This window comes from Pseudomonas sp. EA_105y_Pfl2_R69 (assembly GCF_963970915.1).
Taxonomy (GTDB): Bacteria; Pseudomonadota; Gammaproteobacteria; order Pseudomonadales; family Pseudomonadaceae; genus Aquipseudomonas.
In genome coordinates this window covers 94,702-110,180 of sequence record NZ_CAXAOO010000010.1, presented here as the reverse complement: position 1 = coordinate 110,180, position 15,479 = coordinate 94,702, and the positions used below count along the sequence as shown (strand labels likewise).

Annotated in this window: 8 protein-coding genes; 2 read left to right on the top strand and 6 right to left on the bottom strand. The window is 67.5% G+C overall.

The window, feature by feature from the left end:
* Positions 1–190: 190 nt before the first annotated feature.
* From AACY13_RS21965 to recC, 6 genes are all read right to left on the bottom strand, one after another.
* A complete protein-coding gene (locus AACY13_RS21965) occupies positions 191–1,048 on the bottom strand; it encodes a hypothetical protein (RefSeq protein WP_339463719.1) in 858 nt (285 codons plus the stop codon).
* Positions 1,045–2,691 carry an AAA family ATPase gene (locus AACY13_RS21960; RefSeq protein WP_339463718.1) on the bottom strand — a complete coding sequence of 549 codons (1,647 nt, stop codon included), beginning with the start codon at positions 2,689–2,691 and terminating at the stop codon, positions 1,045–1,047. The genes AACY13_RS21965 and AACY13_RS21960 overlap by 4 nt, the downstream gene beginning before the upstream one ends.
* A gap of 3 nt (positions 2,692–2,694) precedes the next feature.
* On the bottom strand, positions 2,695–3,447 hold the full coding sequence (locus AACY13_RS21955) for a PspA/IM30 family protein (protein WP_339463717.1): 753 nt from the start codon (positions 3,445–3,447) through the stop codon (positions 2,695–2,697).
* Between the two features lie 150 nt (positions 3,448–3,597).
* On the bottom strand, positions 3,598–5,424 hold the full coding sequence (gene recD, locus AACY13_RS21950) for an exodeoxyribonuclease V subunit alpha (RefSeq protein WP_339463716.1): 1,827 nt from the start codon (positions 5,422–5,424) through the stop codon (positions 3,598–3,600).
* A gap of 181 nt (positions 5,425–5,605) precedes the next feature.
* Positions 5,606–9,166, bottom strand: a complete 3,561-nt coding sequence (gene recB / locus AACY13_RS21945; protein ID WP_339463715.1) for an exodeoxyribonuclease V subunit beta — start codon at positions 9,164–9,166, stop codon at positions 5,606–5,608.
* Positions 9,163–12,435 (bottom strand): exodeoxyribonuclease V subunit gamma, encoded by a 3,273-nt coding sequence (gene recC / locus AACY13_RS21940; protein WP_339463714.1) that lies wholly within the window; start codon positions 12,433–12,435, stop codon positions 9,163–9,165. Before recC ends, recB begins: the two co-directional genes overlap by 4 nt.
* Positions 12,436–12,544: 109 nt before the next feature.
* Between recC and AACY13_RS21935 the strand changes: the two genes are divergently transcribed.
* Complete coding sequence (locus tag AACY13_RS21935; protein WP_339463713.1) at positions 12,545–13,675, top strand: PilT/PilU family type 4a pilus ATPase; 1,131 nt, start codon at positions 12,545–12,547, stop codon at positions 13,673–13,675.
* A 142-nt stretch (positions 13,676–13,817) separates the two neighbouring features.
* Positions 13,818–15,464, top strand: a complete 1,647-nt coding sequence (locus tag AACY13_RS21930) for a Na/Pi cotransporter family protein (protein WP_339463712.1) — start codon at positions 13,818–13,820, stop codon at positions 15,462–15,464.
* The last annotated feature ends 15 nt before the right edge of the window (positions 15,465–15,479 follow it).

Genomic DNA, 15,479 nt, shown 5'->3' with positions numbered 1-15,479 from the left:
CGAGCCAGCGGCTCGCCTATCAAAAGTGTTCACAGCCTGGACCGCTTCCCGGATTGCATCCGGGCTACGGTCTGCGACCACGTAGGGTGGATGACGCCTTTTTCATCCACCATCGTCGATGGTGGATGGATGAAGCGTCATCCACCCTACCCGGATCCGTGACCCGGATAAGCCTGGGTGCAGCAGCCCATCAGTGGCGAAGCGACTGGCCTTGCGTCGGCTGGTCGCCCTGGCCCTGCAAGACATAGCGCGGCAAGGCCTGGTGTTCGGTGAGTTCGAGCACGCCGAGCAGGTCGCGCTGGCTGTTGAGCCAACGGCTGGCCTCGTTGAATGAGCTGGTCAGGGCATTCAGTGCCACGCCGATCTGCTCCTCATCGGTGGCCAGCAGGGTCTGCTCGCGGATCAAGGCAATCTGCTGCTCGATACGCTGCAATTCGGCGTCCACATGCTCCTTGCGCCGCAGGCCTTCGACATGGGCCGCCTGGCGCGCGTCAATCACCTGCTTCTGCTGCTCCAGGCTACGCCGCAGCTCGTCGTTCAGTTCGCTGGCGGCCAGGCGCGCGTCGATCTGGTCTTCCTGCTGTTGCAGCTCGGTGCTGTCCCGGGCGGCGGTATCCACCACCCCATTCAGTGCCTGGCCGGCGACCAGCAGGCGCAGGTTGAGCCACACCAGCTGCTCCAGGCTGGAAGCATGGGAGGCCATCAACGGCGAGCGCGCGAGCAGCTGCAGCACCTCGCGGGCCCGCGCCTCGACCGCCTGCTGGCGGCCGCGCTGGCTGGCATCGAGCAGGGCCAGGGTGGCCTCGTAGCGCTGGCTGGCGGGATCGGCCGGCTGCGCCTGCTCGGCGTCCACCGTGCGGCGAAACCGCGCGCTACCGCTCAACAGCAGCAGATAGCCCAGTTCCAGGCCGGCCCCCAGCACCCAGAACCCCGGGCTGACAAAGGCCCCGAGCAGGCCGAACGCGGCCAGGCCAAACCAGTTCGGCGGCAGCGGCATGCCCAGGGGACGGGCGTTGAAGGCGGCCCAGAGATAACGCCCGGCGCTCATGGACTGGTGATCTCCTCGCCAAGATGGCGCAGGGATTCGGGCACGAAGGCCATATCGGTGGCCTCGCGAATGGCGATACTCATCTGCAGGCGCAGCACCTGCTCGGCCACCGGTGGCTGATAACCCTGCAGGCAGTGTTCGAGTGCCGCCAGGGGTTCCATCTGCGCGGTGCGTACCTGGCGGTAGACCTTGACCGCCAGGGCCTCGGCCGCGCCCGGGGTAAGCAGCAACGGCAACGGCAGTTTCACCAGCGCCTTGCTTTCCAGCTTGAGTTCGAAGCGTTTGAGCAGGGCCTTGAGCAGCGCCGCGCTTTCCGCGACCGTGGTGGTCGGCAGCAGCGGGATCTTCACGTCGACCCGGCCCGGACGCTTGAGGTCCACCTCAATCAGATCGGGGCGCGAGGAGGCGAGAATCCAGATCACCTTGCCGCGGTTGTCGGCGTCGCCCATTTCCTGGGCGATCATCGAGTACAGGCGTCCGGACAGGCCGCTGTCGCCGCTGCCGCCGTCGCGCTTGCCGAGGCTCTGGTCGGCCTCGTCGATAAACACGATGCAGCGGCCGAGGCCGCGGATCAGGCGGAAGATCTTCTCCAGATTGCCTTCGCTGGAGCCGACCCAGCGGTCGCGGAAGTTCTTCAGCTTGACCACCGGCACCCCGGCCTCGCCGGCCAGGCACTCGACCAGGTAGGTCTTGCCGGTGCCCACCGGGCCACAAAAGATATAGCCCTTGGGCAGTGCGCGCAGGTCGGCGGCCTGCCACAGCGCCATGTCCTGACGCAGCCAGACCTTCAGCGCGTCCTGGGCGTGGTAGTCGTCCAGGGTGCGTTTCGACTCGATAAATTCCACCAGGCCGGCGCTGTCGATTTCCACCAGCGCCTTCTTCGCTTCGGCCCAGTCCCGGGCACCGAGCACCCGGCCCTCATGGGCGCGGCGCTTGACCAGGCTGGCCAGGGCGCTGAGGCTGACCCCGGCCAGGGCCTGCACCGTGCCGTTGTCTTCGTCGGCAAAGGCAGCGGGATGGTCCAGGCGCAATTGCGCCAGGCACTGCCCCAGGCTGTCGGCGTCCGGCAGCGGCACCTGCACCCGGTCGATGCGCGGGTTACCCGCCACCAGCGGGTGCAGGTCGTTGAGGTTGTCGGCGATCAGCAGGCTGGCGAAGGCCATATCGGCGAACGGCGGCTCGGCGGCCCAGTCGCGCACCAGGCTGGCCAGGCTGGCGCTGGCGAAATCGCCCTGGCGGCTGGCCGGCAGGACCAGCTCGGCACCGCGCAAGATCACCGCCACATGCTCGCTGTCGCCACGGCCGAGGGCCTGCAGGTTGGCGCGGTAGCGCAGGTAGCGGCTGATCAGCTGCACCGCCTCGCGCGGGTCCAGCGGCCATTGGCTCTGCGCCGCGGCTGGCCACTGGGCAAAACGCTCGCCGCCGCGCAGCAGGCTGAGGCCGTTGCCGGGGTCGTAGAGAAAGACGATATCGAAGGTGCCAAGCAGCTTGGCTTCGAGGTAACGGGTCAGGCTGACCAGGCGACCGTCCAGGGGGAAACGGTCGGCGACGTTGCCGTACAGCACAAACTGGCCGTGTGCGGCGCTTTCATAGGCCAGGCGCAGTTCGGCGACCCAGGCCGGTACAGGCGATTGCCCGGCCATGGTTTATTGACTTTCCGACTGCGGATTACCGCCCATGCTGCGGTTGGCCGCCGGGGCCTCGCTGGCCTCCTGACCGGGCAGGCTGATGCCTTCCTTGGCAGCGAAGTCGGCCAGGGCCTGATCGGCCAGGGCGTCCATCTCGGCTTCCTTGAGGTTCACTTCGCTCATGTCCATCGAATCGCGGGCCATGCGCGCACGGCCGGCGGCCTGGGTGCGCTCTTCCTCGACCATCTCGTGCAGACGGTTGAGGGTGTCGCCGGAGCCGCCGATGGTGCTGACCATGCCGGCGGCCATCTCGTTCATCTCGGCCATGGCGGTCTTCATGCGCAGGTCGTTGATCGCCCCCTTGAGCGCCTCGATCTTGCTGCGCGCGGCGGCCACCGCCACTTCGCGAGCCTTGGTCAGGTTCTGGTAGGTCTCTTCGGCCTGGGCCAGCTGGCGGCGGTTCTCTTCCAGCTCGCGGGCCAGGTTCTGCAGACGCAGAGCGTTCTGCGCGGCGGCCGCCTTGTTGCCGGCGCGCAGGTGGGCGGTGGTGCGCGCGTGCAGTTCGCGCTCCTCGGTCTCCTGCTTGCGCACCTGGCTCATCAGGCGCTCGGCCAGGCCGGCGTGGGCGGCCAGGCCCTGGTTGAAGTTGGCGATCTGCTTGCGCAGGTTCTCCTGCTCCAGCTCCAGCAACGCCTCCGGGTTCTTGCGCTCGATGTCCTTGATAAACAGCGACAGCATGCCTTTAAGGATATTGGTCAGACGGGCGAACATGGTGTCTCCTTGCGCTAAGCGGGCAATCCATCGGTTACCGGCGCAATGCCGGGCAGGCTTGGCGCATTCTTGGCGAGCGCGCTCCGGGATGCAACCGTCGGTCGGCTATTGCGCCAGCGGACGTGAGCCCGTTGGCCATTTTGTGAACTGTCAGAATAGATCGAGTTGCCCAACCGGGTTGGCCTCGGGCGCTGGCGGGCGCGGCATGCCGACCCGTTGCAGACGCTGGGCCAGGCCCGCCGCCCGTTCGGCGCGGGTCGCCACCGCTTCGCCGAGGCGCGGCGGCAGGGCCCAGATTTCCACCTGGTGCTTGGCCCGGGTGATGCCGGTGTAGAACAGGCTGCGGCTCAGCAGCGGGCTGGGTTGTTCGGGCAGCACCAGCAGCACTTCGCTGAACTCCGAGCCCTGGCTCTTGTGCACGGTCATGGCGAAGGCGCTGTCGTGGCTGGGCAGGCGCGCCGGGGCGAAGGGCCGGTAGCCGTCCTCGCCCTCGAAGAACACGCGCAGCCCGTATTCGGTGTGCAGGCAGATGCCGATATCGCCATTGAACAGGCCCAGGGCGTAGTCGTTCTGCCGCACCATTACCGGCCGCCCGACGTACCAGCGCTCGCGGCTGGGCACCTGGCTGCGGCGCTTGATCCGCGCCTCCAGCGCTTCGTTGATGCCGGCCACGCCCCACACGCCTTCGCGCTGGGCGCAGAGCACGCGGAAGGCGTTAAAGGCGGCGAACGCGGTAGCCGGTTCGGCGCTTTTGGCGGCGGCGATAAAGGGCGCGTAGCCCTGGTCCAGGCGCTCCAGCAGGTCGCTGGGCGTCGGCGCGGCATTCCAGGCCAGGTCGCTGCGGTCTTCCTTGAGCAGATTAAGCGTGCCGCTGACATCGCCGCCGTTGATCCGCCGCGCCAGCTCGCCGATGCCGCTGTCGCCGGCGAACCTATGGCTATGGGTCAGCAACACCACGGCATCGCCCAGCTGCGAGGCGGGTTGGCCGACCGCCACCTGCTGGCCGGTGATGCGTTGCAGGTCGCCGGCGGCCTGGGCGTCGAAACCACGGCCCTCGCACAGTTCGGCGAATACCGCGCCGGCTTCCACGGCGCACAGCTGGTCCTTGTCACCGAGCAGAATCAGCCGCGCACTGGGCGGCAGGGCGTCGAGCAGTTTGGCCATCAGCGCCAGGTCGACCATCGAGGCTTCGTCCACCACCAGCACATCCAGGGCCAGTGGGTTGGCCGCGTGATGCCGCACCTGCGGGCTGTCGCCCCGGCTGCCGAGCAGGCGGTGCAAGGTGCGCGCCTCATCCGGCAGCGCCGCCTTGATCGCCTCACTGACCGGCAGCGCGGCCTTGGCATTGCGGATCGCTTCGGCCATCCGCGCGGCGGCCTTGCCCGTCGGCGCGGCCAGACCGATGGCCAGATGCTCACAACCGGGTTGTTCCAGCAGGGCCGCCAGCAGGCGCACCACGGTGGTGGTCTTGCCGGTGCCGGGGCCGCCGGAGATCACCGCCAGCTTGCGCCGTACCGCCTGAGCGGCGGCCAGGCGCTGCCAGTCCGGCTGTTGCTGGTTAAAGGCGAACAACCGGCCCAGGCTTTCACTGAGCTGCGCCTCGTCGACCTCGGGCAGGTCGGCGGCGCGCTGCAGCAGCTGGGTTGCCAACTGACGCTCGTAGGCCTGGTAGCGGGCCAGGTAGAGACGGCCACCGTCGAGAATCAACGGGGTGAACGCGCCATCCGCGCCGACCAGGGCCGAGGCTTGCAGCTGCGCCTGCCAGTCGGCCAGCGCCGGCACGCGGAACTCGTGCTCGGGCCAGGGTCGCTGCCCGGCCAGCCGCGCCAGGGGCAGGCACACATCGCCCTGGTCCAGGGCCATGCAGAGCAGCGCCGCCGACGCCAGCAGCACCGGCGATGCCGCCGGTTCGAGGCGCTGCAGGCTGTCGACCAGGGCACGCTCCAGCGGGCCAAGGGGCAAGTCAGCAAGATTCATATTGCCCTCCCGTACGGTGGATGACGCTTCACCCATCCACCGTTAACAGTGGTGGATGAAAAGAGCGTCATCCACCCTACACAGACAATCCCTGTCGATCCCGTAGCCCGGATGCAATCCGGGGCATGAGTCAGACGGCGCGAAAACCTTTCCCGGATTGCATCCGGGCTACCAGGCAACATCATCTGCCCTCCGCGAACAACGCATCCAGCGCATCCAGCAGGCCATCGTCGGGCCGCGAAAAATACACCCCGGCGGCCGGCATACCGCGCAGAAACAGGTAATAGGCCCCACCCAGCTGGTGATTCTGGAAGTCGTCCAGACGCTGACGGAGGAAACGCCGCAGCGCCACCAGATAGATCAGGTACTGCAGGTAATAGTGCTCGGCGGCCAGGGCCTGCAGCAGGCGTTCGCCGCCGTAGTAGCTGGCGTCCGGGCCGAGCCAGTTGGACTTGTAGTCGGCGATATACCAGCGCCCGTCGTGCTCGAAGGTCAGGTCGATAAAGCCCTTGAGGAAGCCCTTGAGGCTGTCGAACTCCAGACGCGCCGCCGCCTCGCGCATGGGCGCGGCCAGGCCATGGGCCGGGTCGCAGAGAATCCCCCGCAGGCGCTGCACATCCAGCCCGGCGAGGGGGAAGGTAAAGCCCAGTTCGGGCAAGCGCCGGGTTGGATTTAGGCCAGCCAATGTCAGGCCCTGGCCATCCAGATTGGCGTCGATCACCTGCTGCAGCTGCTCAAGCGCCACGGCGCTCCAGTCGCTGCTAATGCCATGGCCGCTTAGCCCTGGTTCGATCAGCTCGGCCAGACCCGCCTTGCCTCTGGCCCAGTCTTCGAGGATCGCATGCAGGCAGGTACCGGCCCGTGCGCCGCGGGGGAAGGCGAAGAAACCCGTGCCCGGTTCGCTGGCATCCGGCATAACCAGACCGTCGCGGTCCGGGGCTTCCATATGCATGCCGGCGGCCAGCCCTGAGAAGCTGCCGATACGCCAGGCGCTGTGCAAGCTGCGTTGCAGGCTGGCGAGCTGATGCGGGGCCGGCGCGCGCTGCTCGCCGGCGGCGCTGACCTCGCCTTCACGCAACGGCTGGATGACCATCTGGCCCTGGCTGCTGGCGATCAGCTGCTCGACCTCCGCCCGCAAGCCCTGTGGGCTCAAGCTCTGCAGATGGCCGGCGAGCTCGGCCAGGGCATCCTCACCCGGCAACTGGCGGCCGTGCAGCAGCCAGGCCAGGGCGCTGCTGTGCAGGCCGCTGTCGCCGAGGCTGCCGTCCTTTCTGGGTTTGCAGTCCACTGGCCCCCAGTGCAGCCAGAGACGGTCACGGGCGCGGGTCAGGGCCACGTAGGTCAGCCGCAGTTTCTCGGCGAAGCGCTCATGGCGGGCGCGCTCGCGGTGCGCGTCGAACTGCTCGCCGCCCAGGTCCAGCAGCGGCGTGCCGTCGTCGGCGTGGCAGCTGATGTCCTCAAACTGGCGCAGCAGCGCGCCGTCCCACAGGTAGGGGCAGAACACCAGGGGGTATTCCAGGCCCTTGGAGGTGTGGATGGTGACGATCTGCACCCGCTCGGCATCGCTTTCCAGGCGCAACAGGGCGTCCTCGCCATGGGCTTCGGCGCTGCGCTGGGCGTTGAACCAGGCGAGCAACTGCTCCAGGCCGGGGCGCTGCAGGCTCTCGGTCTGCAGCAGTTCGGCCAGGTGCAGCAGGTTGGTCAGGCGGCGCTCGCCATCGACCAGGGCCAGCAGGCGCGGGGCGACCTGCTGCTCGTCCAGCCAGGCGCGAAAGGCGCGCATAAAGCCCTGTTGCTGCCACAGCTGGTGATAGCGCTCGGCGTCTTCGCGCTCACGGTCCCAGGCCTGGGCATCCTCGGCGCAGGCGGCCAGCACCTGCGCGCTGCGGCCCAGCAGGCGGCTGGCCAGGGCATAGCGCAACGCGCCTTCGCGGCCCGGCTCGGCATAGGCGGCCAGCACCGCGGCCAACTCGGCGGCCTCTTCGCTGTGCCAGACATTTTCCTTGCCGCGGCGCACGCTGGGCACGCCACGGGCGGCCAGTTCCGCGGCCACCTCGCCGGCCTGACGGTGGCTGGCGACCAATACGGCAATATCGCCGCCTTTTAGCGGTGTACGTGTGCCGCCCTGTTCGCCGCCTTTATTTTCAAAATACGCCTGGCCCTGACTGCTGGCGCTAAGCACCGCAGCGATACGTCGCGCCGTATCGCGCGCCACCAGGCTGCCGGCTTCGCCCTTGCCCAGATGGTCGTTATCCAGCCAGACCAGCGCCAGCGGTGCGTCGGCTTCGCCCTCAAGCGTCGGCAGCACCAGCTGCGGGCGCGGGCGCTCGCTGGCCCCGACCTGCTGATAGGCCAGGCCCGGTTCGGCAAAGGGCATAGGCCGGTCGAACAGCTGGTTCAGTGCGGCGATCAGCTCGGGGGTGGAGCGGTGGTTGGTGGCCAGGCTGTATTGCCGCGCGGCTTCGCTGCGGGCTTTGAGGTAGGTCGCCAGGTCGGCACCGCGAAACGCATAGATGGCCTGCTTGGGGTCGCCGACAAAACACAGGTCCCCATTGTCTTGGTAGATCCGGTGAAACACCCGGTACTGCACCGGGTCGGTGTCCTGAAACTCGTCGATCAACGCCACCGGGTACTGCGCGCGCAGGGTTGTCGCCAGGTGTTCGCCGCCCTCGCCCTGCAGCGCCTGCTGCAGCTTGTTGAGCAGATCGTCGAAGGCCAGCAGGCGCTGCGCCGCCTTGCGCGCCGGCAGTTGCTCGTTGAGCTGACCGATCAGCCGTACCTGCAGGTCAATCAGCCGTTGCTCGGCCTCGGGCTGCGCCGTATCCAGCGCATCGCAGAGTTCCTGCAATGCAGCGGCCAGCGGATTGGCCGGCGCTTCGCAGCCCTTCTTGCTGGCCTTGTTCAGGCCCTCGCGGGCCAAGCGGCGGTGCGCCTCGGTTTTGCTGAACAGCGCCGCGGCATCGCTGAAATAACCATCCAGCTCGGCCTGCCAGACACTCAGCTTGGCCGGGTTGCACATATTGCTCTTGAAGCCGTCGAAGGCCTTGAGCTGCGCCAGCCAGGCCGCGCTTTCACTTAGCCAACTGTCGCGCGCCTGCTGCCAGGCGGCGCGCAATGCGCTCATCTCGCTGCTGGCACCGGGTTGCGGCTCGATACGCAGATAGGGCTTGCCCAGGTGATTGCGCAGACGCTTGCGCAGGCTCTGCGGGGTGATCTTCTGCTGCACCAGAAAGGCCGCCCATTCCGGTTCGGCGGCGGCCAGCTCATGCCGCCAGAGGTCGGCGAGCAGGGCATCGATAATCTCACGGTCGTCATGGGTCAGCTCGTTGTCGAAATCGCCACCGGCCTCGAATGCGGCGTCCTGCAGCGCGCGCTGGCAGAAACCGTGGATGGTGAAGATCGCCGCCTCATCGAAGCCGTGCACCGCCAACAGCAAACGCCGATGGCTGGCCGGATCCGGATATTGGGCATGCAGATCGTTGAGCAACTGATCATCGCTGGCAACCCCGTCGTACACCGCCAGCAACTCGGCCAGCCGTTTGCGGATGCGCTCGCGCAGCTCGGCAGTGGCGGCGGTGGTAAAGGTCACCACCAGAATCTGGCTGACGCCGAGCTGTTTCTCCAGCAGCAGACGGGCATACAGCGCGGTCAGGGTCCAGGTCTTGCCGGTGCCGGCGCTGGCCTCGATCAGCGAGCGGCCGCTGAAGCTGTCCTGCAGCAGGTTAAGGCTGGCGCTGCTCATGCTTCGTCCTCGTCACTGCCGTGCAGGGCATCCAGGGCCGGGCCGTAGAGCTGCTCGGCGAGGGCCTCGAAGCGTTCGTCCAGCGCATCTATATCGCGGAAGGCCAGGGCGTTCCAGGGGTCCTGACCTTCGCCGGTCATATGGTCGTTGCCCTGCCACATCAGCCGCGCTTCGCTGCGGGCGGCGTCAATCGGCTCCTTGCGGCCCGGTTTGCGCCATTTGCGGGCGAAGCCGTGGCTGCATTTGGCAAACAGCGGCAGGGGTTCGCAGAGGGCACTCTTGTAGGCTTCCAGCCAGGGCAACAGCAGCCCACGGGCGTCGGCCAGCGGACCGAGTCGCCATTCGCTTTTCGGCGACAGCAGGCGGCTGTCGCGGCTGATGCCGGGCGTGGCGACGCAGCTAAGCAGCAAATGGCGCAACCAGAAGGGGGCCAGCTCCCAGGCCCCCAGATCGCGCAGGCGATAGTCGAACAAGCCTGCACTGGTCACGCCATCGAGCCAGCCATGGATGCGCACGCCGGCCAGTTGCAGATCCACCAGCAGCGGCTGCGGCGTATCCTCCGGGCGCTCGTCGAACAGGGTCGGGGCGAAGGCGCGGATCGGCCCGCGAATCTGCCCCCAGTGCGCCTGACCCAGCTCGCCCACCGGCAGCCAGCCGGAGGCGGCGGCCACCGCACGTTCCTGACGCTCGCTCCAGCCCTGCTCGATGGCCTGCAACGCCAGCTGGCGCAGGCCGTGCTGGCTGGTCCACTCGACGCTGAACGGCTCGTCGCCGGCCAGGGTTTCCTCTGCCTGCGCCAGACGCAGACCGAGGCGTTGTTCCAGCAGGTAGCGCGCCGGGTGCTTGAAGCAGTGGATCAACTGGCTCGGCTCGATGCTTAGCGGAGCGCCGCCCGGCCAGTCCTTGTCCGGCTCATCGAGCTTGCTAGCGAAGGGCGCAGGGGCCTCGACAGCCTGGCTTAGGCGCTGCGCGGCGCGGAACCAGGGCGCGGCAAAGCCGGCATGGCGGTTGCCGGCGAAGTTGCCTGGGGCGAAGGGCTGCAGCGGGTGCTGGTGGGTGATACGCGCGCTGGCTTTTTGCTCTGCGGTTGTCACTGCGGTGAGGTCGATCACATCCAGCAGCTCGCTGACCAGCACCGAGGGCGGCAGTTCGGCGTTGCTGCGCGGGTCGCGACCGACATAGCTGAGGTACAGGCCGCCACGGGCCGAGAGCAGGGTTTCCAGCAACAGGTAGCGGTCGTCCAGGCGGCGGGCGCGGTCACCGCGCCGGGGTTTCTGGCCGATCAGGTCGAAGCCGGCTGCCGGGGTGCGGCGTGGCAGCGCGCCGTCGTCCAGGCCGAGCAGGCAGACCAGGCGAAACGGCAGGCTGCGCATCGGCACCATGGTGCAGAAGGTCACCGCGCCGGTGAGAAAGCCGGAGGCGGCGCTGCCCTGCTCCAAGGCGGCGGTCAGCTGCTGGCGAATCAGCGCCAGCTCGATCGGCCGCTCGACCCCGGACGCATCGGCCTGCTCCTTGAGCGCGGCGCAGGCTTTGGACAACAGCAACAGGGTGTCGCCGGCCTCGCGCTCGTCGAACAGCTGGTCGACCAGCTGTTGCAGGCTTTGCGCCCATTCACTCAGCGGCCGTTGCCGTTGCAGACCCTGCGCCAGGGCGGCCAGGCGCTCGACAAAGCCGGCCAGGCGACCGAGCAGTTGCGCACGACCGCCTTCCAAAGCATCCAGCGGCCAGCTGGCCCCCAGCAGCGGCGCGCCCAGGCCGGCAAGCTGCGGCGGCGCGGCAAAGCCCAGCAGCAGGCGATCCAGGCCCTGCCGCCAGGTAAACGCGGCATCGGCCGGCAGGCCCAGCTGCTCGCGGTGCGCGCCGTCACGCCCCCAGCGCACCCCGGCTTCGCGCAGCCAGTCGCGCAACAGGGGTAAATCTTCGGCTTCGATACCGGCGCGGCGGGCGATGGCCGGCTGCTCCAGCCAGGCGAGAATTTCCTCGGCGGCGAAGCGGCTGTCCGGCAGCGCCAGCAGGTTGAGAAAGGCTTCGATCAGGGGGATTTCCGCGCGCAGGCTGCGGTCGGCCAGGCTGAAGGGGATTCGTGGCACGCCTTCGCGCGGGGCAAACACCGCTTCGATATAGGGCGCGTAACGCTCGATATCAGGGGTCAGCACCACCACCTGATCCGGGGTCAGGCCGGGGTCGGCGGCAAAGCGCGCCAGCAGCTGGTCATGGAGGATTTCCACCTCGCGCAGCGGCGAGTGGGCGATATGCAGCTCCAGCGAGCGGTCGTCCTCACGCAGCACCAAGCGCTCTTCGGCAGTGCGGGTGCGCAGGCGCAGAATATCGTTCTGCAGCGCCTGCAGCAGGCTGGCGTCGTGCAGGTCGTCATCCTCGGAATACAGGCCGATTTCCTGGCTGCCTTCACTGGAAGCCAGGCTGAACAGGCTGTCGAAGAAGTCGCGGCCCTGCTTACCCAGGCTCGCCAGTAGCGGGTGGCCGACATCCAGATACCAGTCCTCGGGGCTGGCCTCGGGTTGCCGCGCCAGCTCACGGATATCGCGAATCTCGCCCCAGGCCTCGCGGCACGGGTTGAGGGCGAAGATGATCACGTCCGTATGCCGCGCCAGGCCTTCCAGCACGCGCATATGGTGCGGCGGCAGCGAGCTGATGCCGAACACCACTACTCGCTCGGGCAAACCGGCGATGGGCTCGGGCTGATGCAGACGGGCGAGCAGCTCCTCGAGCAAACGGGCACGGTGCGGATGGCCGTCGCGGGTCAGCTCGCGCCAGAGCAGCGCCTGCCAGGCTTCGTCCGGGCCGAGGTCCTGCAGCTCGTTGCGTTCCCAAGCGGCCAGCCAGTCGTCGCGATACAGCAGGTATTGGTCGAATACGTCGGCGATCTTCACGGCAAGCGACAGCCTTCGCCGCTCATCGCCACCTTGCAGATAATGCGCCAGGCGTGGTGCCTCGGCCAGATTGGCTGGCTCGCACAGCCAGTCATACAGCCGCCAGCTCAGGCTGCTGGGACTAAAGGCCGATTGCTCCGGCAGCTGACCCAGGGCCAGGCGCGACATATCCCAGACGAACTTGGCCGGCAGTTGCACCTCCAGCTGCATGGCGATGCCCTGCTTGCGCGCCAGCTCCAGGGTCAGCCAGCGCCCCATGCCCTGACTCGGCACCACCACCAGTGCCGGCGCAAAGGGCTCGCGCATCGGCGTGGCGAGCAGGCGAGTGGCCAGTGCGCCGAGGGTTTCCAGGTCAGGGGCGTGATAAAGATTGAGCATCGGCTAAGGTCGCATCCGTTCAGTGGCGCTAGGTTAGCATGCGGCTTTGGTACGACAGTCGGTGTCGCGCCTAGCTGCTAGGATTCAGTGCAGACCAGCGGGAGGTGGGATGAGCGATACAGAGGAAGGCGGCGCGGTGGATGTGTTTCCCTATCTGCAGGCGCTCTACCAGCGCGGCGGCTCCGACCTGTTCTTCAGTGTCGGTGCACCGGCGCACATGAAACTCGAGGGTATCAGCCAGGCCCTGGATCAGCGCGTGCTCAAGCAGGGCGAGGTGCAACAGCTGGCCTATCAGCTGATGAACCAGAAGCAGATCATGGAATTCGAGCGCGACCTGGAGATGAACCTGGCGGTCAGCGTGCAGAACGCCGGGCGCTTTCGGGTCAACCTCTACTACCAGCGCGGCGAAGTGAGCATGGTGGTGCGCCTGATCAAGAGCAGCATCCCCAATTTCGAGTCTCTGGGCCTGCCCCGGCTGCTGGAGAAACTCAGCATGCAGGACCGCGGCCTGATCCTGGTGGTGGGCGCGGCGGGCTCGGGCAAATCCACCACCCTGGCGGCCATGCTCGATTTTCGCAACCGCCACAAGGGCGGGCATATCGTCTGCATCGAAGACCCCATCGAGTTTCTCCATGCGCACCAGCAGTCGATCATCGACCAGCGCGAGGTGGGCCTGGACACCCACAGCTTTGCCGACGCCCTGCACAATGTGCTGCGCGAGGCCCCGGACGTGATCATGCTCGGCGAGATCCGCGATGCGGCGACCATGCAGCACGCCCTGCACTACGCGGAAACCGGCCACCTGTGCCTGGCCACCCTGCACGCCACCAGCAGCAGCCACGCCATCGAGCGCATCGTGCGCTTCTTCCCCGAGGAGGCGCGTAAGCAGGTGCTGGCCGACCTGGCGCAGAACCTTCTGGCGGTGATCGGCCAGCGCCTGGTGCCGGGTCTGCAGCAGAAACGCGTGGCCGCCATCGAACTGATGCTCGGCACCCCCTATATCCGCGACCTGATCCAGCGCGACCAGCTCGGCGATCTGCGCGAAGCCACGGGGCGGGCCCTGGAACAGGGCCTGCAGACCTTCGACCAGCATCTCTATCGACTGCTGGAAGGCGGACGGATCAGCCTGAGCGAGGCGCTCAAGTTCGCCGATTCGCGCACCGACCTGAGCCTCAAGGTCAAGCTGGAGCGCGGTTTCAGCGCGGACGAAAGCGAGCAAAAAGTCATGCGCGATTTCTAGCAGACTGTTGCCGTTTCAGCACCAACCGCGCTGACAGCTCGCCGATTAGCAGCTATAGCTCAATACAGGGGCGCAGAAATATTGCCGGTGACGTCACCCGTCGCCAGCAGCCAATAATCGCCGGGCCAGGGAGGCTGCCGTTATGCTCACCCTGCTTAACCTTCTGTCCGCCGTCGCCCTGCTGATCTGGGGCACCCATATCGTCCGCAGCGGCATCCTGCGGGTGTACGGCTCGCACCTGCGCAAGGTGCTCAGCCATAACGTCAGCAAGCAACCGCTGGCCTTTGCCGCCGGCATCGGCGTCACCGCCCTGGTGCAGAGCAGCAACGCCACCGCCCTGCTGGTCACCTCCTTCGTCGCCCAGGGCCTGATGGCGCTGGCCCCGGCCCTGGCGATCATGCTCGGCGCGGATGTCGGCACCGCGCTGATGGCGCGGGTGCTGACCTTCGACCTGAGCTGGCTGAGCCCGCTGCTGATCTTCCTCGGAGTGATCTTCTTTCTCTCGCGCAAACAGACCCGCGCCGGCCAGCTCGGCCGCGTGGCCATCGGCCTGGGCCTGATGTTGCTGGCCCTGGAGCTGATAGTCGCGGCCGCCACGCCGATCACCGAGGCCCGCGGCATCCGCGTGCTGTTCGCCTCGCTGACCGGCGATCTGCTGCTCGATGCCCTGGTCGGCGCGCTGTTCGCCCTGATCTCCTACTCCAGCCTGGCTGCCGTGCTGCTCACCGCGACCCTGACCGGTGCCGGGCTGATCAGCCTGCCGGTGGCCATCGGCCTGGTGATCGGGGCGAATATCGGCAGCGGCGTGCTGGCCTTTCTCAACAGCAGCCTGCAGACCCCGGCCGGCCGCCGGGTGGCCCTCGGCAGCCTGCTGTACAAGGTGTTGGGGCTGCTGCTGGTGATGCCGTTGCTCGACCCCCTGGTGAGCTGGCTGGACAGCCTGAACTGGCGGCCCGAAGAGCTGGTGATCGGCTTCCACCTGCTCTACAACAGCCTGCGCTGCGTGCTGATGCTGCCCAGCGTCGGGCTGATGGCGCGCTTCTGCAACTGGCTGCTGCCGGATCGTGCCGAAGCCAATGGCGTGGCCCGCCCGCGCCACCTCGACCCCACCGCCCTGACCACGCCAAGCCTGGCCCTGGCCAATGCGGTGCGCGAGACCCTGCGCATCGGTGATCTGGTGGAAACCATGCTCAGCCATCTGCTGCAGGTGCTACAGGGCAACCAGCCGGCCTTGGGCAAGGAACTGCGCCGCCTGGACGATGATGTCGATGCGCTGTACAACGCTGTCAAGCTGTACCTGGCCCAGGTCCCGCGCGAGGAGCTGAGCGAACACGACAGCCAGCGCTGGGCCGAGATCATCGAGCTGGCGGTAAACCTGGAGCAGGCCGGCGACATTATCGAGCGCATGCTCGGCAAGGTGCAGGATCGCAAGACCGCCCAGCGGCATTCCTTCTCCGACAGCGGCCTGGAGGAACTCAACAGCCTGCATGCGCAGTTGCTGGCCAACCTGCGCCTGGGGCTTACGGTGTTTCTCTCCGGCGACAAGGAAAGCGCCCGTCAGCTGCTGCGCGAGAAGCGCCGCTTCCGCGCCCAGGAACGCCGCCTGGCCCACGCCCATGTCGGCCGCCTGCACCGCCAGGTGGTACAGAGCATCGAAACCAGCTCCCTGCACCTGGACCTGATCGGCGATATGAAACGGCTTAACTCGATGTTCTGCAGCAGTGCCTATGTGGTGCTGGAGGCCGGGGAAAGCGGTGCCCTGCACACCGAGGAGACGGGGGGCGAGTGAGGCCAGCACGGACCC

What these genes read in the sequence shown, in the direction of transcription:
- AACY13_RS21965 (WP_339463719.1), bottom strand. Translation starts at nt 1,048, where the DNA reads ATGAGCGCCGGGCGTTATCTCTGGGCCGCCTTCAACGCCCGTCCCCTG.
- AACY13_RS21960 (WP_339463718.1), bottom strand. Translation starts at nt 2,691, where the DNA reads ATGGCCGGGCAATCGCCTGTACCGGCCTGGGTCGCCGAACTGCGCCTG.
- AACY13_RS21955 (WP_339463717.1), bottom strand. Translation starts at nt 3,447, where the DNA reads ATGTTCGCCCGTCTGACCAATATCCTTAAAGGCATGCTGTCGCTGTTT.
- recD (WP_339463716.1), bottom strand. Translation starts at nt 5,424, where the DNA reads ATGAATCTTGCTGACTTGCCCCTTGGCCCGCTGGAGCGTGCCCTGGTC.
- recB (WP_339463715.1), bottom strand. Translation starts at nt 9,166, where the DNA reads ATGAGCAGCGCCAGCCTTAACCTGCTGCAGGACAGCTTCAGCGGCCGC.
- recC (WP_339463714.1), bottom strand. Translation starts at nt 12,435, where the DNA reads ATGCTCAATCTTTATCACGCCCCTGACCTGGAAACCCTCGGCGCACTG.
- AACY13_RS21935 (WP_339463713.1), top strand. Translation starts at nt 12,545, where the DNA reads ATGAGCGATACAGAGGAAGGCGGCGCGGTGGATGTGTTTCCCTATCTG.
- AACY13_RS21930 (WP_339463712.1), top strand. Translation starts at nt 13,818, where the DNA reads ATGCTCACCCTGCTTAACCTTCTGTCCGCCGTCGCCCTGCTGATCTGG.